Raw genomic sequence first — 23,360 nt, forward strand, 5'->3', positions numbered from 1 at the left:
GGGAACAAACAGGGGGTGGGGAAACCGTTGTTCTCCGCGATGAGTTCGAGTGATGTGCACGAAGCGAAGGTGACCGGGGCCGGCGACGGGACGGGCCCCGGATGGTTGCGGCGACTGTGGGACCGATGCGTCGGGCATCCGTGGATGCTGGGCGGATTGGCGGTGGCCATCGTGCTGGGCGCGGTCGTCGAGGTGACCGGGCCGCTGCTGGCCAAGCGCGCGCTCGACGGCGCGACCGCGGGCGATACCGGCATCATCGCGGGCATGGCGGTCGCGCTGGGCGCGCTCGCCGGTGGCCGGTTCCTGGCCTCCTTCGGGCGGCGCATGCTGGCCGGGCGGCTGGCCCTGGACGTGCAGCACGAGCTGCGCGTGGACCTGCTGGGCGCACTGCAGCGGCTGGACGGGCCCGGGCAGGACAAGCTGCGCACCGGGCAGGTCATCTCGCGCTCGATCAGCGACCTCTCCCTGGTCCAGGGGCTGCTGTCGATGGCCCCCTGGTCCTCGGTGGCGGCACTGCAATTCGTGCTCGCCGCGGGCGTGATGCTGTGGCTCTCACCGCCTTTGGCGCTGACCGCACTGCTGGTGGTGCCGGTGCTGGCGCTGGTGGTCTATCGGGTGCGGCCGCGGCTGTACGCCGCCACCTGGTCCGCGCAGCAGCGCGCCGCCGATCTCGCCCAGCACGTCGAGGAGACCGTCACCGGAGTGCGGGTGGTGAAGGGCTTCGGGCAGGAGGCCCGCATGGTCGACCTGCTGGAGGGCCACGGGCGCGAGCTGTACGCCGAGCGCATGCGCGCGGCCCGCATCGACGCCCGCTTCAGCCCCACCCTGGCGTCGATTCCGCAGGCCGGACTGGTCGCGGTGATCGCGGCGGGCGGGCTGCTCGCCTTCCACGGCAGCATCGGGCTCGGCACGTTCCTGGCCTTCGTCGCCTACGTGGCCACCATGACCAACTCCACCCGGATCGTGTCGTATGTGGTGGTGATGGCGCAGCTGACGCGCGCCGCGGCCGAACGCGTGCACCAGGTCATCGACAGCGCGCCCGAACAGATCGACCCCGAGCATCCGGTGGCCGTGCCGGAGGGACCGCTGGGCATCGACATCGCCGGTCTCACTTTCGGTTTCGAGCCCGGGCGGCCGGTGCTGCGCGACTTCGACCTGACCGTCGCGCCCGGGGAGACGGTGGCGATCATCGGGCCCGCCGGGTCGGGCAAGTCCACGCTGAGCCTGCTGCTGCCCCGCTTCTACTCCCCCGATGCGGGCCGGATCAGCCTGTACGGCGCCGATTCCCGCGCCGATGTCGCGGATCTGCGCGCGGTCGATCTGCGCGCGGCGGTCGGGGTGGTGTTCGACGAGGCGTTCCTGCTGTCGGACACCATCGCCGCCAATATCGCGCTCGGCCGGCCCGAGGCCACCGAGGCGGAGATCCACGCCGCCGCGAAACAGGCTGCGGCCGACGACTTCATCAACGCTCTCGCCGACGGCTACGACACCGTGGTCGGCGAACGCGGCCTCACCCTGTCCGGCGGCCAGCGCCAGCGCATCGCCCTGGCCCGCGCCCTGCTCGCCGACCCCCACATCCTGATCCTCGACGACGCCACCTCCGCGGTGGACGCCGTCACCGAGGCCGCCATCTTCGCGTCCCTCCCGACCGGTTCCGGCCGCACCACCCTGATCCTGGCGCACCGCGAATCGACCCTCTCGCACGCCGACCGCGTGATCCGGCTCCCCGCACCGGATTCCGCGGCCGTCGATCAGCTCGCCGACGCGCCGAGCCCGGCCGCCACGTCCGGCGCACCGCGCAGCGGCTCGGAAACCGCTGCGCTCACCCACGATCGGGGCGCGAACTCCACACCCGGCATGCGGACGGCCGAGTCGGCCGCGAGTAGTGCCGTTTCCGATCGTCGGCCCGCGGGCCGGATCGATATGGCCGAGCCGGATCGGGATACGCCCGAGGAAGTGCGGCGGGTGCTGGGCAAACTGCCGCCCGCGCTGGAGGAGCCCGGGCTCGACGCGGAGGCGTTGCGGGAGCCCGACCCGGGGTTCCGGCTGAGCCACGCGCTCCGGCTGGTGAAGTGGCTGGTCGTCGGCACCATGCTGTTGCTGGCGTTGAATGCGCTTGTCGGCGTGGGGTTCCCATCGGTGGTGCGATATGCCGTGGACAGCGGCGTCGGGAAGCACGACGGCGGGGCGCTGGTGCGGGCCACCGTGATCGGGGTGGCGCTGGTCGTGTTCGGCTGGCTGGTCGCCGCCATCGCGCTGCTGTGGAGCAATCGGGCCGGGGAACGAGTGCTGTTCGGGCTGCGGGTGCGCAGTTACGCGCATCTGCAACGGCTCGGACTGGACTTCTACGAGCGGGAGCTGTCCGGCCGCATCATGACCCGGATGACCACCGACATCGACGCGCTGTCCACGTTCATGCAGACGGGCCTGCCGGACGCGCTGGTCGCGCTGCTGACGGTGGGTGGAATCGCGGTGGCGCTCACGGTCATCGACCCGGGCCTGGCGTTGGTGGTGTTCGTGACCGTGCCGGCGCTGCTGCTGGCCAGCTGGAAGTTCCGCAAGGTCTCCGACGCCGCCTACAGCGCCGCGCGCGAGCATTCGGCGACCGTCAACGCCGACTTCGCCGAGAACGTCGCGGGACTGCGGGTGGTGCAGGCCAATCGACACGAGGCGATCTCCGCGCACCGGTTCGCCGGATACTCCGACGACTACCGGGTCAGTCGGATGCGGGCGCAGCGGGCCATCGCCACCTTCTTCGCCTTCGTCGGCATGTGGGCGGATCTGGCGCTGGCCGCGGTCGTCTTCATGGGCGCGTGGGCGGTGGCGCACGGCACCACCACGGCGGGCACTCTGGTGGCGTTCGTGCTGTACCTGCAGCTGCTGTTCGGGCCGATCATGCAGTTGTCGCAGCTGTTCGACGGCTATCAGCAGGCGCGAGTCGGGTTGCGGCGGATCGGGGAACTGCTGCGCACGCCGTCCTCGATCGCCCCGGATCCGGCGGACCCGGCGGTCATCGACGGGCGGCTGCGCGGCGAGGTCGTCTTCGACGACGTCCACTTCCGGTACCCGGGCGCGATACGGCCGGCACTGGACGGCGTCAGCCTGACCATCCCCGCGGGCGGCAGCCTGGCGCTGGTCGGCGAGACCGGCGCGGGCAAGTCGACTATCGTGAAGTTGCTGGCCCGCCTCTACGACATGCCACGAGAACCTGTGTCAGGTGATCGGAATCACGAACTTCCCGCTCCCGCGACAGCGATCTCCATAGCGAAAACACATGACAAGGCCCGCGATCCGGACATGGGCGGCGGAATTCGCGTGGACGGGGTGGATATTCGCGACTATCGGCTCACCGAGTTCCGTTCCCGGCTCGGTGTGGTCCCTCAGGAAGCTCACCTCTTCACCGGCGACATTGCCAGCAACATTGCATTTGGCAAACCTTTTGCGAGTCGCGTTGAAATCGAGGCGGCCGCCGCTGCGGTGGGCGCGCTCGACACCATCGCGGCCCTGCCGCTGGGCATGGCACAACCGGTCGGCGAGCGTGGGCGCGGTCTCTCGGCGGGGCAGCGGCAGCTGATCGCGCTGGCCCGCGCCGAACTGGTCCGGCCCGACCTGCTGCTGCTGGATGAGGCCACCGCCGTACTGGATCCGGCCGCCGAGGCATCGGTGCTGGTCGCGAGCGAATCGGTGACGCGGGGACGAACCTCGATCATCGTGGCGCACCGGTTGGCGACCGCCGCGCAGGCCGATCGGATCGCGGTCGTGGAGCACGGCCGGATCAGCGAAATCGGCGCGCACGACGAACTGCTGGCGGCCCGCGGCCCGTACTCCCGTCTGTGGGCTGCGGCGCGGGCGACCGAAGGAATATTCTCGAGCGAAGACGAGTCGTCACGAGAGAATGCGTCCGCTCGGTGGTAGCCATGGCCGACGACGAACAGGGGTGGGCATATCCTCAGTGGGGGCGCATCGGCGCGCATCCGCCGATTACCCGTGCCGGGCACGTCACAAACGTCGCAGCGCGAAGAACGAAATGAGGCGAACACCTGCTGTGAGCAGCTCAACAGACCAGTTCGGACAGAACCAGTGGCTTGTCGACGAGATGTACCAGAAGTACAAGCAAGACCCCTCGTCGGTCGATGAGAGCTGGCACGAGTTCCTGGCGGACTACACGCCGGAGAACACTGCCGAGATTGGTAACAACAGCCAGGCGGCCGCCGCCGTCGCTCCGGCCCCCGCCGCCGCGCCTGCCGCCGCCCCCATCGCGGCTCCGGCCGCGCCCGCCCCGGCTCCGGCCCCGGCGCAGGTGCGCACCCCGCAGACCACCCCGGCCCCGACGTCGAACGCGGCCCCGACCTCCGGCGGCCCCAAGCCGTCCGCCGAGGACGAGACCAAGGTGCTGCGCGGACCCGCCGCGGCGGTCGTGAAGAACATGTCGGCGTCGCTGGCCATCCCCACCGCTACCTCGGTGCGCGCCATCCCGGCGAAGCTGATGATCGACAACCGCCTGGTCATCAACAACCACCTGGCCCGTACCCGCGGTGGCAAGATTTCCTTCACCCACCTGCTGGGTTACGCGATCGTGCAGGGCATCAAGGCCTTCCCGAACATGAACCGGCACTACGCCGAGATCGACGGGAAGCCGAACGCGGTCACTCCGGCGCACACCAATCTCGGTCTGGCCATCGACCTTCCGGGCAAGGACGGCAGCCGTGCGCTCGCGGTCGCGGCCATCAAGAACACCGAGGAGATGACCTTCGCGCAGTTCCACACCGCGTACGAGGACGTCGTCCGCCGGGCGCGCATCGGCAAGCTGACCAACGACGACTTCGCCGGTGTCACCATCTCGCTGACCAACCCGGGCACCATCGGCACCAACCACTCGGTGCCGCGCCTGATGCTGGGCCAGGGCGCGATCATCGGCGCGGGCGCCATGGAGTACCCGGCCGAGTTCCAGGGCATGGGCGACCAGCAGCTGGCCGAGATGGGCATCGGCAAGCTGATGACCCTGACCTCGACCTACGACCATCGCATCATCCAGGGCGCCGAGTCCGGCGACTTCCTGCGGACCGTGCACAACCTGCTGATCTCCGACGAGTTCTACGACGAGATCTTCCACGGCATGGGTGTCCCCTACGAGCCGGTGCGCTGGCGCAAGGACATTCAGGAACGCGGCATCGACAAGTCGACCCGCGTCCAGGAAATGATCAACGCCTACCGCAGCCGCGGCCACCTGATGGCCGACACCGACCCGCTGCGGCTGGTGAAGGACAAGTTCCGCTCGCACCCCGACCTGGACGTCACCCAGCACGGCCTGACCCTGTGGGACCTGGACCGCGAGTTCAACGTCGCGGGCTTCCACGGCCAGGAGCGCATGAAGCTGCGCGACGTGCTGTCCATCCTGCGCGACGCCTACGCCCGCCACGTGGGTGTGGAGTACACCCACATTCTGGATCCCGAGCAGCTCAAGTGGATTCAGGAGCGCGTCGAACAGAAGCACGCGAAGCCGACGGTCGCGGAGCAGAAGTACATCATGTCCCGGCTCAATGCGGCCGAGGCGTTCGAGACCTTCCTGCAGACCAAGTACGTGGGCCAGAAGCGCTTCTCGCTGGAAGGCGCCGAGTCGGTCATCCCGATGATGGACGCCGTCATCGACCAGTGCGCCGAGTACGCCCTCGACGAGGTCGTCATCGGTATGCCGCACCGTGGCCGCCTGAACGTGCTGGCCAACATCGTGGGCAAGCCCTACTCGAAGATCTTCACCGAGTTCGAGGGCAACATGAACCCGGCCGCCACCCACGGCTCCGGCGACGTGAAGTACCACCTGGGTGCGCGCGGCACCTACCTGCAGATGTTCGGCGACAACGAGATCGAGGTCTCGCTGACCGCCAACCCCTCGCACCTCGAGGCCGTCGACCCGGTGCTGGAGGGTCTGGTTCGCGCCAAGCAGGACCTGCTCACCAAGGCCGACATCATCGCCACCGGCGAGGAGGCGCGGTCGTTCTCGGTCGTGCCGCTGATGCTGCACGGTGACGCGGCCTTCGCCGGTCAGGGTGTCGTGGCCGAGACGCTGAACCTGTCGGGTCTGCGTGGCTACCGCACCGGTGGCACCGTGCACATCGTGGTGAACAACCAGATCGGCTTCACCACCGCGCCGGAGTACTCGCGTTCCACCGAATACTCCACCGACATCGCGAAGTTCATCGGCGCCCCGATCTTCCACGTGAACGGCGATGACCCGGAAGCCTGTGTGTGGGTGGCCAAGCTGGCCGTCGACTACCGGCAGAAGTTCCAGCGCGACGTCGTGATCGACCTGATCTGCTACCGCCGCCGCGGCCACAACGAGGGCGACGACCCGTCGATGACCCAGCCGGGCATGTACGACGTGATCGACACCAAGCGTTCGGTCCGCAAGGCGTACACCGAGTCGCTGATCGGCCGTGGCGACATCTCCATGAAGGAAGCCGAAGACGCCCTGCGGGACTACCAGGGTCAGCTGGAGCGGATCTTCAACGAGGTGCGCGAGCTGGAGAAGTTCCCGCCGGAGGCGTCGGAGTCGATCGAGGAAGAGCAGCAGCTGCCGCCGAACCTCGTTACCGCCGTGGACAAGACGGTGCTGCAGCGCATCGGCGACGCGTTCGTGAACCCGCCCGAGGGCTTCACCGTCCACCCGCGCGTCAAGCCGGTGATGGAGAAGCGCCGCGAGATGGCCTACGAGGGCAAGGTCGACTGGGCCATGGCCGAGTTGCTGGCCTTCGGCACGCTGATCGACGAGGGCAAGGCGGTCCGCCTCACCGGTCAGGACTCGCGCCGCGGCACCTTCTCGCAGCGGCACTCGGTCATCATCGACCGCAAGACCGGCGACGAGTACACCCCGCTGCACAACATCGGGTCGAAGAACCCGGGTTGGTTCGCGGTGCACGACTCGGCGCTGTCGGAGTACGCGGCGGTCGGCTTCGAGTACGGCTACTCGCTGGGCAACCCGGACGCTCTGGTGTTGTGGGAGGCGCAGTTCGGTGACTTCGTCAACGGCGCGCAGTCCATCATCGACGAGTTCATCTCCTCCGGTGAGGCCAAGTGGGGTCAGCTCTCCGAGGTCGTGCTGATGCTGCCGCACGGTCACGAGGGTCAGGGTCCCGACCACACCTCGGGCCGGATCGAGCGGTTCCTGCAGCTGTGTGCCGAGGGTTCGATGACGGTGTCCGTCCCGTCCACCCCGTCGAACTACTTCCACCTGCTGCGCCGCCACGCCCTGGACGGCATCCGCCGCCCGCTGGTGGTCTTCACCCCGAAGTCGATGCTGCGCAACAAGGCCGTGGTCTCCGAGATCGAGGACTTCACGGACAACAAGTTCCGTACCGTGCTCGAGGAGCCCACCTACGAGTCGGGCAACGGCGACCGTGCCAAGGTCAAGCGCGTGCTGCTCACCTCCGGCAAGATCTACTACGAGCTGGCCGCCGAGAAGAACAAGCACAACCGCGACGATGTCGCGATCGTGCGTGTCGAGCAGCTGTACCCGATCCCGAAGTTCCGCCTCAACGAGGCGCTGGAGCAGTACCCGAACGCCAGTGACCTGGCGTGGGTGCAGGAGGAGCCGGCCAACCAGGGTGCGTGGCCGTTCTTCGGCCTGAACCTGCCGGAGATCCTGCCCGCCCGCTTCGGCAAGCTGCGCCGCATCTCCCGTCGCGCCATGTCGGCCCCGTCCTCGGGTTCGTCCAAGGTGCACGCCGTGGAGCAGCAGGAAATCATCGACGAGGCGTTCTCCCCGACCGCCTAGTCACCGAATCCCAGTGCGGGGCCGGATCTCTCACCGAGATCCGGCCCCGCGCCGTTTCAGGGCGTACCGTCACCCCATGTCCACGAACCGCTCTCCTGACGAGGAGTTAATCGAGGGTCAGCGTGCGGCCCTCGACCGATGGAAGGCCTTGGACCACAACCCTGTCCTGACCGCGGAAGAACTCGCGGCCGCCATCGAGTCAGGGCGCCGAGGCGATTCCAGTCGATCGTGATCGGCTCGGGCTGATGGCTTCCGCACGGGCCCGACCCGTGCCCCGCGCCGTTTCAGGCCAGGTGGCAGATGCTGTAGTCGCCGACCGGGCGGAAGCCGAGGCGCTGGTAGAGGGCGGTGCTGGTGCGGTTGGCCAGATCGGCGAAGAGCATGATGTCGGTCGCGCCGGTGGCGAGGGCCGCGCGACTGGCGTAGGTGGTGGCGGCTGCCGCGAAGCCCTTGCCGCGCAGGGGTTTCGGGGTGAAGACCGGGCCGATGCGGACGGTTCCGGCTACGGGTGCGCCGGTGCCGGCCATCGAGACCGGGGTGCCGTCCACTTCCCACAGGGACAGACCGCCGCGGGTCAGGCGTTCGGCGATCATGCGGTCGGGGTGCGCCGGGGGCGGGTCGCCGATATCGCGGGTGAATTCGAGCAGCCAGTCGATCGCGAGGTCCCGGTAGCGGTCGGTGGCGAGGCGGCCGATGCCCGCCGGGGCGGGTTCGGGTGGGACCAGTTCGCCCAGCCGGTAGAGGCGGTCGGCGCGGCTCGAGGTGATCGCGGTGCCGTGTGACCGTCCCCAGAGTTCCGCGACGGCGCGGGCGGAGTCGGCGGGGCCCGACACCGCGGACAAGGCCGGGTCGATCGCCGAGTAGTCGCGGACCAGTGGGGCCACCGACTCGGACGGCAACGGGGACACCACGATTCCGAAGGGCGGTGTCCGGAAGAACGCGGCCGTGACCGCACCGCCGGTCGTGGTCCACCACCCGAAGTGGGGCGCGGCGTCCCCGAAGATCGTCAGCCCCTCACGCCGGAGCCGGTCGGGCACCGTGATCAGCACGGTGTTCCGGATCGGGTCCGAGAGCAGGAATTCCCCCGCGGCCTGCTCGTAGGCCGCCGGGTCTTCAGTGATCGTCCACCCCATGGGTTCATCATCGCGGAAATGACCGTGAAAAGAACAGCCCGCCGAGGGGGTGGCTCGACGGGCTGTCGAGGGGCCTCGGAGGGCTACTCGCTCTCCGAATCCTTCTGCTCGGCAGCGGAATCGGTGGTGCCCTTGATGTCCCAGGCGGCCATCATCGCGGCGACGCCGGCGGCGGCCGCGTCCTGAGTCGTGGGTTCCTGATCGGACATGGTGCGGACCTCTTTCTGCTACTTCCCTGACGAAAGCTGATGCTACCGGTCGGTTTTGGTTGCGGCTGGTCGGGAAATGTGCTGCGACAAGGCATTTCGACGTGCAGTGATCGGTGTCACACACACTGGCGAGTCATCCGCGCGGGAGGGGTTGTGCGCCGGTTGTTCCGCGTCGTATATTCCACGTGGAATATTTGGTACGGAGGATGTCGGTGGCGGGCGGTTGCGCCACCCGAAACGGAGGTAGCAGTGATCAAGAAGCAGTCGACACCAGCGCTCACGCCGATGGCGATGCTGGTTCTCGCACTGCTCGAGGAACGCCCGATGCACCCGTACGAGATGTATCAACTGCTACTCAGCCGCCACGAGGACGAGTTCACCAAGATCAAGCCGGGGTCGCTCTACCACACCGTGGCCCGGCTGACCGACCAGGAACTGATCGCGGCGGAAAGCACCGATCGGGCCGGTAACCGGCCGGAACGGACCACCTACCGCATTCGCACGGCCGGCCACGCGGCACTGCGCACCCGAGTCCGGGACCTGCTGCGCGAACCGGCCAACGACTACCCGCCCTTCGTGACCGGACTGGCCGAAGCGCACAATTTGCCCGTGGACGAGGTCATCGATGCCCTCCGCGAACGCGTCGCCTCGATCGAGGCGCGGGTCGCCGAGCTGACCGCGCTCCGCGACCTGGCCGCCGCCTCCGATGTCCCGCGCCGTTACTGGATGCGGGTCGACTACATACGCGCGCACAGCACGGCCGAAGTCACCTGGCTGCGCGGACTCATCGCCGAGCTCGAGAGCGGCGAACTCGAATGGGAACCCTTCGACACCGAGTCCTGCGAGCGCGTCGACACCAGAACCCACTCCCAGGGATAGGAACCCGAATCCATGTCCACTCAACGCAATCCGTGGCTCGCGCTATACGCGCTGGTCGTCGGGTTCTTCATGATCCTGCTGGACATGACCATCGTCGCGGTGGCCAATCCGGCGATCATGAAGGACTTGAACGCCGATGTCTCCCAGGTCATCTGGGTCACCTCCGCCTATCTGCTGGCCTACGCGGTCCCGCTGCTGGTGACCGGCCGGCTCGGGGATCGCTTCGGCCCCAAGAACATCTACCTCGGCGGCCTGGTCGTGTTCACCCTCGCCTCGCTCTGGTGCGCCGAGTCGACCAGCATCAACATGCTGATTACGGCCCGCGCCGTGCAGGGCCTGGGCGCGGCGCTGATGACGCCGCAGACCATGGCCGTCATCACCCGCACCTTCCCGCCGGACAAGCGCGGCGCGGCCATGGGCCTGTGGGGCGGTGTGGCCGGTCTGGCCACCCTGGTCGGCCCGATCCTGGGCGGCGTGCTGGTGGACTGGCAGGGCTGGCAGTGGATCTTCTACGTGAACGTGCCGATCGGCATCATCGCCTTCGCGCTGGCGTTCTGGCTGGTGCCGTCGCTGCCCACGCACGAGCACAAGTTCGACCTGGTCGGCGTGGCGCTGTCGGGTGTCGGCATGTTCCTGCTGGTGTTCGGCATCCAGGAAGGCAACACCCACGACTGGGACGCCAAGATCTGGGCGATGATCGCGGCCGGCGCGGTGGTGCTGGTGCTGTTCGTGTGGAACCAGGCGCGCACCACCGTCGAGCCGCTGGTGCCGCTGAGCCTGTTCAAGGACCGCAACTTCGCGCTGTCCAACGTGGGCATCGCGGCCATGGGTGCGGCGGTGACCAGCGTGTTCGTGCCCGCCTACTTCTACCTGCAGCAGGTGCACGAGATGTCGCCGACCCGCTCGGCGCTGGTGTTCGCGCCGATGGCCATTCTGACCGGCGTGTTCGCGCCGATCATCGGCAAGATCTCCGACAAGGTCGCGCCCCGGGTCATCCCGACCGCCGGTTTCGCGATCTTCGCGGCCACCCTGTTCGGTTTCGCGGTGCTGATGAAGCCGGACGGCTCGATCCCGCTGTTCATGATCGTCGGCGGGTTCGCCGGTATCGCGAATGCCTGCATCTGGGCGCCGCTGGCCTCCACCGCCACTCACAACCTGCCGGTGCAGCAGGCCGGTGCGGGCGCGGGCGTCTACAACACCACCCGTCAGGTGGGTTCGGTGCTCGGTTCGGCGGCGATCAGCGCGCTGCTGTCGGCGCGGATCTCGGCGCAGGGCCTGCACAGCGGCCCGATCGGTGAGGGCGCGGGCGGTAAGAGCCTGAGCGATCTGCCCGCGGCGGTGCGGGATCCGATCCTGGAGAAGCTGAGCACCGCGCTGAGCCAGTCCATGTACCTGCCCGCAGCGATCCTGCTGATCGGTGTCGTCGCCTCGGCGATGTTCATCGGACACGGCAAGCAGGGCGAGGGGAAGCAGGACGATATGGCGAAGGCGAACATCGGGGCGCACTGACCTGCCGGAGGGCCCGATCGGCCGTTGGTCGATCGGCTCGAATCCAAAGATGCTGCCCGCCGGGGATTCCCGGCGGGCAGCGCTGTTTCCGCCCCCGGGTCTCGGTCAGAGCAGCAGGCCGACGAGGCGGGTCCAGTCGATGCGGATATCGATCGGCATATCCGTCAGGGTCTCGCCGATGTGGGCGGTCAGCCGCCGCAGCGGCCGGTAGTGGCCCAGCACCAGGACGTGGGTCTGGATGGCGCGCACCCGATCGCGATCCATGTAGACCAGCCAGTACCAAGGTATTCCGGCGAGTGCGTACTCGGCCATCTTGTCGGCGGTGTCGACGCGTTCGGTCGCCGGGGACACCACCTCGACGGCGATCTTCACCCGCTCGGCCCGCAGCGGGCCGACATCGGCGGGCGCGCAGGAGAACAGGATGATGTCGGGGCGGCGGATGGTGAGGCGCGGCGATTCCCACAGCAGCACCTCCTGGTCGACGCCGACGTAGAGCGAGCCGTCGTTGTATCGGCTCATGTGGTGCTCGGCCCCGGACTCCAGCATGGCGGCCAGCCGGCGAGTGGCGTTGCGGTGCGGCAGGGCGGGCGTTTCGGCGCGCACCACGTCACCGTTGACCACCTCGACGAGCCGGTAGAAGTCAGGGGGCAGCTGCGTCCAGACGTCGAGCGTGATCGGTTCGGGCTGCAGGTTTTCCGCCCGCGCCCATTCGAGTACCCCGGACATGCGTGCTCCCCTCATTCCCCGAACGAGCTGTGCCCCCGGGCGAGCGGATGCCCCGAGCGGCCGGACCAAGCCACGACTGCCGCGCCGATCCTAATCCTCGCGCTCCGCCGAATCGGCCATCAGGAACGTTCACCCGCGCGGGACCGGCGAGCCGCGCGGACGATGCGCGGGCACAGGGTGCTTCGCGCAATGGATCGGCGGCACGCGGGTCGTGGCGATGATTCTCGCGGCGAAACAGTCTCTTTCAGCCGATTCGCACCGACAGCGAGGGGTATCCGGTTGCGCCGTCGGGCACGACGTCCTGCTGTTGGTCGGTCTGGGTCTCCCCCGTGCCGTCGGTGGCGCGCGCCCAGACGGTGTGCACGCCGCTGCCCGCGGGCGCGTCCCAGTCGAAGGCCCACTGCACCCAGCTGTCGATGGACGGCGCGGCCGCCAGGCGCGCGGGCTGCCAGTCCCCTTGGTCGATACGGACTTCCACGCCGCGGATGCCGCGATGCTGCGCCCAGGCCACCCCCGCGATGGTGATCTTGCCGGGCGCGAGGCCGCGGCCGCGCGGGGTGTCGATGCGGCATTCGGTCTTGATGGGGCCGCGCGCCGACCAGCCGCGCTTGGTCCAGAACGCTTCCGCGCGATCGAATCTGGTGATCTCGAGTTCGGTCACCCACTTGGTGGCCGACACGTAGCCGTACAGGCCCGGCACCACCAGTCGCGCCGGATAGCCGTGCGCGGTGGGGAGCGGTTCGCCGTTCATGCCGACGGCCAGCATGGCGTCGCGGCCGTCGGTGAGCACCGCCAGCGGGCTGCCCGCGGTGAAGCCGTCGATGCTGCGGGAGAGCACCATGTCGGCGTCGGGGTGCGGTCCCGCCTGGGCGATCAGCTCGTCGAGCCGGTAGCCGAGCCAGCGGGCGTTGCCGATCAGTTCGCCGCCGACCGGGTTGGAGACGCAGGTGAGGGTGATCAGACGCTCGATGGGGGTGCGGGCGGCGAGATCGGCGTAGCTCAGCCGGATCTCGTGATCGACCATGCCGTGGATGCGCAGCGACCAGTCGTCCTTGCTGACCTGCGGGACGGTGAGCGCGGTGTCGATGCGGTAGAAGTCGGAGTTCGAGGTGAGGTAGGGGGTGAGGCCCGGCAGTTTCAGGTCCGCGCCCGGGTCGATCGGCGGCTCGGCGCCGGTCGGTGTCGGCAGTTGCACGTCGGCGCGTTCGGCCGACACGTCGCGGGACCGCAGCCCGATGATCCGCCCTGCCACACCCGCGGCCACCGCGGCGGCGCCGGTGACGGCGAGCCAGCGCATCACCTGCCGCCGTTGCGCGGACGGCGCTTCGGTGGAGTCCGATTCGGCCGGGGTCTCGTCGCCACCTTCCGGGGATTCGGCGAGACGGCGAATCAGGCTGCGCAGCACGAGGATTCCGGCGGCGGTGCCGAGTATCGCCGGGATCGCCCAGGTCCAGGCGGCGGCCGGTCGGCCCAGTGCGGCCATCACGGCCAGCAGCCCGAACACCGCGAACAGGATCGACCCGAGCGGCCGCCGCTCCCGTTCGGCGAGTCCGGCGACGGCGGCCAGCACGACGGCCACCACGCCCATCGACACGAACAGCAGCAGTTTGTCGTTGGTGCCGACCAGTCCGATCACCCATTCGCGGAACCCGTCCGGCGTATGGTCGACGACCCACGCTCCGACGGCCTGCAAGGGGGTGCTGTCGGGACTGATCAGCACCGACACCGCTTCGGCCACACCGAGCGTGACCAGGCCCGCGACGATGCCGCCGGCGATTCGTACTTCGCGATCGGCCACGAACCGACCCTACTGCCGGATTCGGCCCGCGCACCCTCGCGAGAAATGACGATCCGGTGACGTCGTCACCTGAAATATTCGGCGCGTCGGCCGGTTGACCCAGTCATGAGCGAACTTCCCCGGGTCCAGCACCGTCACCTCGAGGTCGACGGTGTCGACGTCTTCTACCGCGAGTCCGTGCCCGCTCGCGCGGATGCCCCGGTCCTGCTGCTACTGCACGGCTTTCCCACCGCATCGCACCAGTTCCGCCGGCTCATCGACGCGCTCGGCGACCGCTACCGGTTGATCGCTCCCGACTATCCGGGGTTCGGGAACACCGTGGCCCCGGCCGATTTCGAGTACAGCTTCGACCGGCTGGCCGACGTCACCGAGGGGTTCGTGCGGCAGCTCGGGCTGACCCCGTTCGCCATGTACATCTTCGACTTCGGCGCGCCCGTCGGGCTGCGGCTGGCCACCCGCAATCCGGAGTGGATCAGCGGCTTGATCGTCCAGAACGGCAATGCGTACGAGGCCGGATTGTCCGAGGCCGCACAGGGTTTCGTCGCGCTGCGCCCCGATCACGAGGGCGACGAGGACGTGATCCTCGGCCTGCTCACCCTGGAGGGCACCCGGAGCCAGTACGAGGGCGGCGTCCCCGACCCGAGCCTGCTGAACCCCGACGCCTGGACCCTGGACCAGCACTACCTGGACCTGCCCGGCCGCAAGGAGGCCCAGCTGGCCCTGGCTTACGACTACAAGTCGAATGTGGCCCGGTACTCCGAATGGCAAGCGTGGCTGCGCAAGTACACGCCCCCGACCCTCATCGCCTGGGGTGCGAACGACTTCTTCTTCCCCGCACCGGGCGCGCACGCCTTTCTGGCGGACGTTCCCGACGCCGAACTGCACCTGTTCGACACCGGCCACTTCGCCCTGGAAACCCACGTCGCCGAGATCGCGCCGCTCATCGCCGACTTCCTCGACCGGCTGCCCGGCTGAACGAAAAGCGGCGCTGACGGTGGAAGTTCCACCGTCAGCGCCGCTTTCGACTCCGGGTCAGGAGTTGTAGATCGCGTCCACGTCGGCCGCGTACTGCTTCATGACGACCGCCCGCTTCAGGGACAGCTTCGGGGTGAGCTCGCCACCCTCCTGGGTCCAGTCGACGGCCAGAATGCGGACCTTCTTGATCGCCTCGGCGTGCGAGACCAGCTTGTTGGTGGCCGCGACCGCGTCGTTGATCTCGCCGACCAGGGCCGGGTTCTCGATGAGGTGCTCGATCGGGGTGTCGGCGGGAATCCCGTTGCGGGTCTTCCACGCCGGCAGGGCCTCCGGGTCGAGGGTGACCAGCGCGCCGATGAAGGGCTGCCCGTCGCCGACCACCATGACCTGGCTGATCAGCGCGTTCTGCCGCAGCGAATCCTCCAGCATGGCCGGGGAGACGTTCTTGCCGCCGGCGGTGACCAGGATTTCCTTCTTGCGACCGGTGATCGCGATGAAGCCCTGCTCGTCGATGGCGCCCAGGTCGCCGGTCTTGAACCAGCCTTCGGCGTCGAACGCGTCGGCGCTGGCCTCCGGGTTGTTCCAGTAGCCGCCGAACACGACCGGGCCGCGGATCAGCAGCTCGCCGTCGTCGGCGACCTTGGCGCCGTGACCGGGCAGCGGGCGGCCGACCGAACCGACCTTGATGAACTTGGGGGTGTTGACGCTGACGGCCGCGGTGGACTCGGTCAGGCCGTAGCCCTCGTAGATGGTGACGCCGGCGCCGCGGAAGTAGTGGCCCAGGCGCGCGCCCAGCGGGCCGCCGCCGGAGACGGCGGAGGAGCACTGGCCGCCCATGGCCTCGCGCAGCTTGCTGAACACCAGCTTGTCGAGCACCAGGTGCTGCAGCTTGAGCACGACGCCGGGGCCGCCGGTCTCCAGCGACTGGCTGTACTGGATGGCGATCTCGGTGGCGTAGTCGAAGATCTTGCCCTTGCCGCCGTCGTGCGCCTTCTGCTTGGCGCCGTTGAACACCTTCTCGAACACGCGCGGCACCGAGAGGATGAAGTTCGGCTTGTACTGGCCGAACTGCTCGACCAGCGTGGACCAGTCGGCGGTGTGGGCCACGGTGACGCCGGCGTCGAACGCGGCCAGCGCGACCGCGCGGGCGAAGACGTGGGCCAGCGGCAGGAACAGCAGCGACTTGCGGCCGGGCTGCAGGAACTCGCTCATGGAGGAGCGGTCGGCGGCCGACTCGGCGTAAAGGTTGGCATGCGAGAGCATGACGCCCTTGGGCCGGCCGGTGGTGCCGGAGGTGTAGATCAGGGTGGCCGGGGAGGCCGCCTTCACCTGGGCGCGGCGCTCGTGCACGACGGCGTCGTCGAGATCCTTGCCGCGAGCGGTGAGGTCGGCGATCGCGCCCTTGTCGATCTGCAGCACCTCGCGCAGACTGTCGAGCCCGGCCTCGATCTCGGCGATGGTGGCGCGGTGCTTGTCGTTCTGGACGATGGTGAGCTTGGTGGCGGAGTCCTCGAGGATCCAGCGCGCCTGCTCGGCGGAGGACGAGTCGTAGATCGCGACGGTGCAGCCGCCGGCCGCCCAGATCGCGAAGTCGAGCACGACCCACTCGTAGCTGGTCTGAGCCATGACGGCGACACGGTCACCGAGCTCGATACCGGAGGCCACCAGTCCCTTGGCCACGTCGGTCACGGTCTTCGCGAACGCCGCCGCCGTGACGTCGTTCCAGCCGCCCTTGCCATTCGGAGTGTTGAAGACGACCAGGTCGGGGGTCTTCTCAGCATGCCGGAACGCGCCGTCCGACATGTTGGCGTTCTCCGGAATGGTGTAGGTAGCCGGGACTTCGAACTCTCGCATCGCTGCCCTTCCACAGAGGTTTACTGGCGGGTAATTTACGCCACGCTCACAGGTAACTCTCCGCGGACCGCCCGAACCTGTCACCGGGCGGCCACGCGTTATGTCTCGTCCCTATCCTATTGACCGGCTTTGCGCTGGTCGAAGCGCCTGGCGCAGGAACTGCCCGAGTTCGACGGTGACCGCGGCGGCCCGGGCGACCAGACCCGCCTGCAACTGAGCTACATGCCAGAGACCGTCGGTCTCGGTGAACTCGGTCGGCACGCCCGCCGCGCGCAGCTGCGCGACCAGCCGGGTGCACTGCGCGTGCAGCAATTCACCCCGGTCGGCCTGCACATAGGTGGGCGGCAGCCCGCCCAGGTCGCCGAGCAGCGGCGCGTAACCGGGGTCGGAGCCGTCTCCACCGCCCAGATAGGCCGCGGCGCAGGCCCGCGACCACGGCTTGTTGATGACCAGATCGCGGTCGCGCGCGGGCACTTCGTTCGGGTCGGCCCACGGCGCGATCAACCCCAGTGCGGCCGGCGTCAGGCCGTGCCGGTCACGCAACCGTTCGGCCAGCGCGAGCGAGAGCCCGCCACCGGCCGAATCACCGGCCACCGCGATGCGTTCGGGCCGGAACCCGGCGCCCACCAACTCCAGGAACGCGGCCTCGGCGTCCTCGAGCGCCGCCGGGAACGGGTGCTCGGGGGCCAGCCGGTAATCGGGAACCTGGACGGCGCACCCGGTTTCACGGGACAGGTACGCGGCCAGCGCGCGGTGCGTGACCGGCGAGCCGACGGTGTAGCCGCCGCCATGCAGGTACAGCACGGTGGCGCCGTCGGAGACCGGCCCGACCGAAACGCGTTCGGCTGGGCGGCCACCGAGCCGGATGTGCTCGACATGGGTGCCGCGCGGCGCGCGCTGCGCCGGTGCACCCCAATCCATCAGCGCCCGTTGGACACCGAACGGCAGCCGGTGGTTGAGCATGATCCGGAAGACCGGATTCAGTGCGGCTCGGACGAGGGGCAACGGCAGTGTCACATCGGGCATGTCCGAATGTCCTTCAGAATCGCGGTATTACGGCAGGACGCGCTTCTGCACCACCGCGGCGATCCGCTGGTAGTACGAGGCGGTGGTGCGCACGAACAGGTCGAGGGCCTTGGCCTCCCAGCCGATCAGCACGCGGCCGTGGCCCTTGCGGACGGCCTCGGTGATGGTCTGCGCGGCCATCTCCGGGGTGTGCAGCGCGAGCTTGCTGTCGAACAGGCTGGCCAGGTTCTTCTGGTCCAGGCCCTCGGAGACGGTGGCGTTGCGGGCGACGGCGGTCTTGATGCCGCCGGGGTGCACACAGGTGACCTGAACCGGGGTGCCGCTCATCAGCATCTCCTGGCGCAGCGCCTCGGTGAAGCCGCGGACCGCGAACTTGGCGGCGTTGTAGGCGCTCTGGCCGGGGACCGCGATCAGGCCGAAGAGGCTGGACACGTTCACCACGTGGCCGTCACCGGATTCGATGAGGTACGGCAGGAACGCCTTGGTGCCGTTGACGACGCCCCAGAAGTCGACGTCCATGATGCGGTCGAAGTCCTTGAACGCGGTGTCGGTGACATTGCCGTGGTGGGCGATACCGGCGTTGTTGTAGATCTGGTTGACCTTGCCGAAGTGCTTCTTCACCTCGTCGGCGTAGAGCAGCACGGCTTCGCGCTCGGCCACGTTCAGGCGATCGGATTTGATCTTCACGCCGAACTTCTCGCAGCGTCGCACGGTTTCGGCGAGGCCCTCGGCGTCGATGTCGGACAGCGCCAGGTGCGCGCCGCGCTTGGCCAGGTTCTCCGCCAGCGCGCGGCCGATGCCGGAACCCGCACCGGTGATCACGCAGACCTTGTCCTTGAAGTAAGCATCGTTGCTCACGGCTACCGCTTTCGGTGTTTGCGGGGCGGTCGGCTGGACGGCCCCGGGATCGGTGACGGCTGGGGGTGCTGACTAAACAGCCTGTGCGACAGGCTGAGTGGTGGTCTCGTAGGCCGCGACGTCGAAGTGCTCGAGCAGGCTACGGAACCGGAAGGTGAAGTCGGGCCACAGCGTGGTGTTGTTGCCGTGCTTGTCCAGGTACCAGGAGGCGCAGCCGCCGGTGCTCCACACCGCGCCTTCGAGCTTGCGCTGCAGACCGGCGTTGTACTCGTCCTGCACGTCCTTGCGGACCTCGACGGTCCGCAGGTGCAGGTTGTCGAACTGGGCGATGGCGTCGGAGATGTAGTTGATCTGCGACTCCAGCATGAACACCATCGAGGTGTGTCCCAGGCCGACGTTCGGGCCGAGCATGAAGAACATGTTGGGGTAGTTGTTGATCGCCGAGCCCTTGTAGCCCTGCTGGCCGATGGCGTCGAAAACCTCGGACAGCGTACGGCCGTCGCGGCCGGAAACCGTGTCATAGACCGGCGAGTCGGTGACGTGGAAGCCGGTGGCCACGATGATCGCGTCGACCTCGCGCTCGACGCCGTCCTTGGTGACGATGGCGTTGGGGCGGATCTCCTGGATGCCGTCGGTGACCACGTCCACGTTGTCGCGGCTCAGCGCCGGGTAGTACTCGTTGGAGATGAGCATGCGCTTGCAGCCGATACGGAAGTTCGGGGTGACCTTGGCGCGCAGCGCGGGGTCGCGGACCTCGGCGAACAGCTTGGCGCGGGCGACCGCCTCGAGGGCGAGCATGGCGGGCGGGAACTTGGCCAGGCCGATCACCTGGGTCTCGCGGGCGGCGTAGATGCCGGCGCGGTAGAGGTTGCGCAGCGCGGGAATCTTCTTGAGCGCGAACTTCTCCGGGGCCAGGTACTCGCGGTCGGCGCGGGGCAGCAGCCAGGGCGCGGTGCGCTGGTACACGTCCAGGTGCGCGACCTGGCCGGCGATGTTGGGGACGATCTGGATGGCGGAGGCGCCGGTGCCGATCACGGCGACGCGCTTGCCGGTCAGGTCGGAGTCGTGGTTCCAGCGGGCGGAGTGGAAGATCTCGCCCTGGAAGTCGTTGATGCCCTTGATGTCGGGCAGGTTGGGCTCGCACAGCGCGCCGACGGCGGAGACCAGGATGTCGGCGGTGAAGGCGCCCTGACTGGTCTGGATCTCCCAGCGCGCGTCGGCGGCGTTCCACTGGGCGCCGGTCATCTCGCAGTCGAAGATGTGCTTGTCGCGCACGTCGTACTTGGCGGCGACGGACTGGATGTAGCGCTGGATCTCCGGCTGCTTGGAGAACGAGCGCGACCACTCCGGGTTGGTCGCGAAGGAGTACGAGTACAGCTGCGAGGGGACATCGCAGGCCGCGCCCGGGTAGGTGTTGTCCCGCCAGGTGCCGCCGACGTCGTTGCCGCGCTCGAGCACGAGATAGTCGGAGCGGCCCTGCTTGCTCAACCGGATGGCGAGGCCGAGGCCCGAGAACCCGCTGCCGACGATGATCACGTGGGCGTGCCGGGCAGGCCGGTTGCCGACAGCTTTGTCTGTAACCTTGCGACTCATGTACTCGAGAATATGGTCTTATTGAGTGTGAGTCAATACTCTTATTGAGTGCCAGTCAATACCGAAGACTCGCATTCAGTAGCTATTGACTCACGTTCAGTAGAGTCGGACAGATGACCAAGGAGCGCGCCGTGAGCACTAGACCGGACAGCCGGGCCAAACGCGTGCGCCTGAGCCCCGGCGAACGCCGCGAGCAGCTGATCACCTTGGGCGCCCACATGCTGCGCGACCGCGCCCTCGAGGACATCTCGATCAGCGAGATCGCCCAACAGGCCGGCATCTCCCGCGGCCTGCTGTTCCACTACTTCCCCACCAAGCAGGACTTCCACCTGGCGATCGTCCACCACGCCAACGCCGAACTCCTCGCCCGCACCACCCCCGACCCCACCCTGTCCCTGTTCGACATGCTCCACGACGCGATAGAGCGCTACATCGCCTACGTCACCGAAAACCGCACCTCCTACCTCGCCCTCCTCCGCGGCCCCGCCAGCGCCAGCCCCGAACTGGTAGCCCTGGTCAACGCCACCCGCATGGCCTTGGTAGACCGCATCCTCGCTGAAGCCCCCATCCCCACCGACGACCCCGACCGCCCCCGCCTCGCCCTCGCAGTCCGAGGCTGGATCGCCTTCGTCGAAGAAACCACCCTCACCTGGCTCCGCGAAGAACCCATCCCCCGCGACACCCTCGTAGAAATGCTCGTAACCTCCCTCCCCGCCCTCGCCCTCAACGCGGATCTGGCTGCGGCACTGCAACAGTGAGCCGCGCGACCCTGAGAGCCGTTGTGGGACAGGGCGGTGACAGGTAGCCAGATCAGAGAGCGTGGGCGTCGAGCCAGTCTCTGGCTACCGAGGAAGGGATGGCGGATTGGTCTCGGATTTGGTGGACCATGTCGGCGAGGGCGGTGGTGGTGAGTTCGCCTGCTACGTAGTTGAGTTTGCGGAGTTGGGGGTCGGTGAGGGCGGATTTGCGGAGGATGGGGGCGATCATGGCGGCGCGGAAGGCGTAGTCGGGGTCGGAGAGGGGGGCTAGGTCGGCGCCGTCGCCGGGGAGGAAGGCGGGTGGGCCGGAGAGGACGGCCAGGTGGATTTCGCCTTCGGAGAGGGCTTTTCGGAGGTCGGCCTCGGTGGTGAAGGTGACGGTGCGGGTGACGGTGCAGTGGTAGACCGTGCGCAGGGGGGTCAGGACGTCGCGTTCGGGGTCGAGGGGGGCGCGTTGGGCGTCGAGGGGGGCGCCGGTGTCGATGCCGAGGATCAGGTCTTCGCAGTGGGGGGCGAGGTCCTTCAGGGAGGACGGGAGGGTGGCGGGGCGGGAAGCGCCGGCGACGATGGTGGGGCGCAGGTCGGTGCCGTCGGCGGGGTCGGAGGTGACCACGCCCTGCGGAAGGGCTTTGGCGAGTGCGGCATTCACGGCGTCGGGTTTGGTGACCGTCGCGGTGGAGTCGAGGGCGGTGAGGAGATCGCCGGTGACTTCGCCGAACAGCGCGATCTCGCCGGAGTCCACGGCGGCGAACTGGTCGGTACGATCGCCGACTCGGTCCTGGACGCGCGTGTGCAGGCCGGTGCGGGCCAGCGCGCCGGCATAAATTTCGGCGACCATCCGGGATTGCGGTGAATCCCCTGCCCCCACCGTCACAATCGGGCCGGTGTCCTTGCTGCCGCACGCCACCGCGGCCACCGCGACCACAGTGACCAACGCTCCCCGCGCCAGCGTTCGCGCGGCGCGGACCAGGCGTTTCCGCTCGGTCCCGGACGGGCGCGGGCGACGGCGGGCCGCGCGGGCGCCGCGGGCGTGCGGTGGGTGGGAGTCTGTGCCGGACACGGCAACAGTCTGCCGCGCCGGTCCTCCGGGAGGTGAGACCGGGCCGGGGATTGGGCGCGCCGTTTCGGCCGAAAGCGCGAAACCGACCGTAGGTAGGCACCGTTCGCGGGAAGACACGGGCAATATGGACAGTTAGGTCTGTTCCAGGGGTGGAGACACCCCGCCTGCCGCAGGCAGCCCGCCTGCCGTAGGCGTCTCGTGCAGCTCGGAAGGACGACAGTGCATTCGCTCATCACCACGCGCGCCGACGGCAAGCGCATCTCCCGGACCGTACTCCGAATTCTGGCCGCGTCGGTGGCGCTGGCCGCGGCCATGGCGCTGTCCGCCTGTGGCGACAACAAATCCAATCCACTCGGCGGCGGCGGCAACTGCGGCGGGGACGCCGACAAGGTGACCGTCGGATCCGCCAACTTCCCCGAATCCGAGACCGTGGCCGACGTCTACGCGGAAGTGCTGCGCGTCAACGGTTTCAGCGTCGACACCAAGCTGAACATCGGTAGTCGCGAAGCGTACGTGCCCGCGCTGAAGCAGTGCGCCATCGACGTCATCCCCGACTACACCGGCAATCTGCTGCAGTACCTGGACAAGTCGAGCACCGCCGTCGCGGCGAACGAGGTGAACGCCGCGCTGGTCAAGGCGCTGGGCGAGCAGCTCGCCATCGGGACCCCGGCACCCGGCGAGGACTCCGACGCCGTGGTGGTCACCAAGGCCACCGCCGAGAAGTGGAACCTGACCAGCATCGCCGACCTCGCCGCGCACTCCGCCGACGTGAAACTGGCCGCCCCCGCGGAATTCTCCGAGCGACCGGACGGCCTGCCTGGCCTGAAGAAGAACTACGGCCTGGACATCCCGGCCGCCAACTTCGTGCCGATCGCCGACGGCGGCGGCCCGGCCACGGTGAAGGCCCTGACCGACGGTCAGGTCACCGCGGCCGACATCTTCACCACCTCCCCCGCTATCGCCGCCAACAACCTGGTGGTGCTGACCGATCCCAAGCACAACTTCCTGCCGCAGAACGTGGTGCCGCTCTTCAACACCGCCAAGAAGAGCGACAAGCTGGTGAAGGTGCTGGACGCCGCCTCGGCGAAACTGACCACCCCCGAACTCATCTCGCTCAACACCGCCGTCTCCGGCAGCAGCAAGACCGAGCCGGCCGCGGCCGCGAAGCAGTGGGTCGCCGCCCAGGGACTCGACAAGCCGATCGCATAAGA

General features: G+C 68.5%; 16 protein-coding genes. 7 read left to right on the plus strand and 9 right to left on the minus strand.

The features are described 5' to 3' along the window. Positions 1-39 precede the first annotated feature (39 nt). On the plus strand, positions 40-3,915 hold the full coding sequence (locus ACYVKL_RS14440; protein ID WP_379163313.1) for an ABC transporter ATP-binding protein: 3,876 nt from the start codon (positions 40-42) through the stop codon (positions 3,913-3,915). A 112-nt stretch (positions 3,916-4,027) separates the two neighbouring features. Further along, positions 4,028-7,771: a multifunctional oxoglutarate decarboxylase/oxoglutarate dehydrogenase thiamine pyrophosphate-binding subunit/dihydrolipoyllysine-residue succinyltransferase subunit gene (locus ACYVKL_RS14445; protein ID WP_357191427.1), complete on the plus strand. Its 3,744-nt coding sequence runs from the start codon at positions 4,028-4,030 to the stop codon at positions 7,769-7,771. Between the two features lie 284 nt (positions 7,772-8,055). Here ACYVKL_RS14445 and ACYVKL_RS14450 read toward each other — a convergent pair whose 3' ends face one another. Together ACYVKL_RS14450 and ACYVKL_RS14455 are read right to left on the minus strand one after the other, a co-directional pair. After that, the gene (locus ACYVKL_RS14450) at positions 8,056-8,904 is read right to left on the minus strand and encodes a GNAT family N-acetyltransferase (RefSeq protein ID WP_379163317.1); all 849 of its coding nucleotides are present in this window, start codon (positions 8,902-8,904) and stop codon (positions 8,056-8,058) included. Positions 8,905-8,987: 83 nt separating this feature from the next. Further along, positions 8,988-9,113: a hypothetical protein gene (locus ACYVKL_RS14455; RefSeq protein ID WP_379163320.1), complete on the minus strand. Its 126-nt coding sequence runs from the start codon at positions 9,111-9,113 to the stop codon at positions 8,988-8,990. Between the two features lie 249 nt (positions 9,114-9,362). Between ACYVKL_RS14455 and ACYVKL_RS14460 the strand changes: the two genes are divergently transcribed. Together ACYVKL_RS14460 and ACYVKL_RS14465 are read left to right on the plus strand one after the other, a co-directional pair. Then, positions 9,363-9,992, plus strand: coding sequence for a PadR family transcriptional regulator (locus ACYVKL_RS14460; RefSeq protein ID WP_379163323.1), 630 nt, complete (start codon positions 9,363-9,365; stop codon positions 9,990-9,992). Between the two features lie 12 nt (positions 9,993-10,004). Then, positions 10,005-11,501 (plus strand): DHA2 family efflux MFS transporter permease subunit, encoded by a 1,497-nt coding sequence (locus ACYVKL_RS14465; RefSeq protein WP_379163326.1) that lies wholly within the window; start codon positions 10,005-10,007, stop codon positions 11,499-11,501. A gap of 105 nt (positions 11,502-11,606) precedes the next feature. Here the strand turns inward: ACYVKL_RS14465 and ACYVKL_RS14470 are convergent, their stop codons facing one another. Both ACYVKL_RS14470 and ACYVKL_RS14475 read right to left on the minus strand, forming a co-directional pair. After that, complete coding sequence (locus tag ACYVKL_RS14470; RefSeq protein ID WP_379163329.1) at positions 11,607-12,227, minus strand: Uma2 family endonuclease; 621 nt, start codon at positions 12,225-12,227, stop codon at positions 11,607-11,609. Positions 12,228-12,471: 244 nt separating this feature from the next. Next, positions 12,472-14,025 carry a molybdopterin-dependent oxidoreductase gene (locus ACYVKL_RS14475; protein WP_379163332.1) on the minus strand — a complete coding sequence of 518 codons (1,554 nt, stop codon included), beginning with the start codon at positions 14,023-14,025 and terminating at the stop codon, positions 12,472-12,474. Positions 14,026-14,130: 105 nt separating this feature from the next. Between ACYVKL_RS14475 and ACYVKL_RS14480 the strand changes: the two genes are divergently transcribed. Further along, a complete protein-coding gene (locus ACYVKL_RS14480) occupies positions 14,131-15,000 on the plus strand; it encodes an alpha/beta fold hydrolase (RefSeq protein ID WP_379163335.1) in 870 nt (289 codons plus the stop codon). 57 nt (positions 15,001-15,057) lie between these two features. On the opposite strand, the gene ACYVKL_RS14485 is transcribed toward ACYVKL_RS14480, so the two are convergent. The 4 genes from ACYVKL_RS14485 to ACYVKL_RS14500 all read right to left on the minus strand — a co-directional run bounded on the left by ACYVKL_RS14485 (position 15,058) and on the right by ACYVKL_RS14500 (position 20,331). Continuing rightward, on the minus strand, positions 15,058-16,854 hold the full coding sequence (locus tag ACYVKL_RS14485) for an AMP-dependent synthetase/ligase (protein ID WP_379163338.1): 1,797 nt from the start codon (positions 16,852-16,854) through the stop codon (positions 15,058-15,060). A 111-nt stretch (positions 16,855-16,965) separates the two neighbouring features. Further along, on the minus strand, positions 16,966-17,880 hold the full coding sequence (locus tag ACYVKL_RS14490) for an alpha/beta hydrolase (protein ID WP_379163341.1): 915 nt from the start codon (positions 17,878-17,880) through the stop codon (positions 16,966-16,968). 27 nt (positions 17,881-17,907) lie between these two features. After that, a complete protein-coding gene (locus tag ACYVKL_RS14495; protein ID WP_379163344.1) occupies positions 17,908-18,738 on the minus strand; it encodes an SDR family NAD(P)-dependent oxidoreductase in 831 nt (276 codons plus the stop codon). Between the two features lie 72 nt (positions 18,739-18,810). Beyond that, positions 18,811-20,331, minus strand: a complete 1,521-nt coding sequence (locus ACYVKL_RS14500) for a flavin-containing monooxygenase (protein WP_379163347.1) — start codon at positions 20,329-20,331, stop codon at positions 18,811-18,813. A 131-nt stretch (positions 20,332-20,462) separates the two neighbouring features. Between ACYVKL_RS14500 and ACYVKL_RS14505 the strand changes: the two genes are divergently transcribed. Further along, a complete protein-coding gene (locus ACYVKL_RS14505; RefSeq protein ID WP_379163350.1) occupies positions 20,463-21,089 on the plus strand; it encodes a TetR/AcrR family transcriptional regulator in 627 nt (208 codons plus the stop codon). 52 nt (positions 21,090-21,141) lie between these two features. Here the strand turns inward: ACYVKL_RS14505 and ACYVKL_RS14510 are convergent, their stop codons facing one another. Further along, on the minus strand, positions 21,142-22,149 hold the full coding sequence (locus tag ACYVKL_RS14510; protein ID WP_379163352.1) for a glycine betaine ABC transporter substrate-binding protein: 1,008 nt from the start codon (positions 22,147-22,149) through the stop codon (positions 21,142-21,144). 312 nt (positions 22,150-22,461) lie between these two features. Here ACYVKL_RS14510 and ACYVKL_RS14515 point away from each other — a divergent pair, with 312 nt between their 5' ends. Continuing rightward, entirely contained in the window at positions 22,462-23,358 is an 897-nt protein-coding gene (locus tag ACYVKL_RS14515; protein WP_379165735.1) for an ABC transporter substrate-binding protein, read from the plus strand. Positions 23,359-23,360 lie beyond the last annotated feature (2 nt).

This window comes from Nocardia tengchongensis, assembly GCF_054781395.1.

Coding starts and splice junctions, on each gene's coding strand:
- ACYVKL_RS14440 (WP_379163313.1), top strand. CDS start 40: ATGAGTTCGAGTGATGTGCACGAAGCGAAGGTGACCGGGGCCGGCGAC.
- ACYVKL_RS14445 (WP_357191427.1), top strand. CDS start 4,028: ATGAGGCGAACACCTGCTGTGAGCAGCTCAACAGACCAGTTCGGACAG.
- ACYVKL_RS14450 (WP_379163317.1), bottom strand. CDS start 8,904: ATGGGGTGGACGATCACTGAAGACCCGGCGGCCTACGAGCAGGCCGCG.
- ACYVKL_RS14455 (WP_379163320.1), bottom strand. CDS start 9,113: ATGTCCGATCAGGAACCCACGACTCAGGACGCGGCCGCCGCCGGCGTC.
- ACYVKL_RS14465 (WP_379163326.1), top strand. CDS start 10,005: ATGTCCACTCAACGCAATCCGTGGCTCGCGCTATACGCGCTGGTCGTC.
- ACYVKL_RS14470 (WP_379163329.1), bottom strand. CDS start 12,227: ATGTCCGGGGTACTCGAATGGGCGCGGGCGGAAAACCTGCAGCCCGAA.
- ACYVKL_RS14480 (WP_379163335.1), top strand. CDS start 14,131: ATGAGCGAACTTCCCCGGGTCCAGCACCGTCACCTCGAGGTCGACGGT.
- ACYVKL_RS14485 (WP_379163338.1), bottom strand. CDS start 16,854: ATGCGAGAGTTCGAAGTCCCGGCTACCTACACCATTCCGGAGAACGCC.
- ACYVKL_RS14490 (WP_379163341.1), bottom strand. CDS start 17,880: ATGCCCGATGTGACACTGCCGTTGCCCCTCGTCCGAGCCGCACTGAAT.
- ACYVKL_RS14500 (WP_379163347.1), bottom strand. CDS start 20,331: ATGAGTCGCAAGGTTACAGACAAAGCTGTCGGCAACCGGCCTGCCCGG.
- ACYVKL_RS14515 (WP_379165735.1), top strand. CDS start 22,462: ATGGCGCTGTCCGCCTGTGGCGACAACAAATCCAATCCACTCGGCGGC.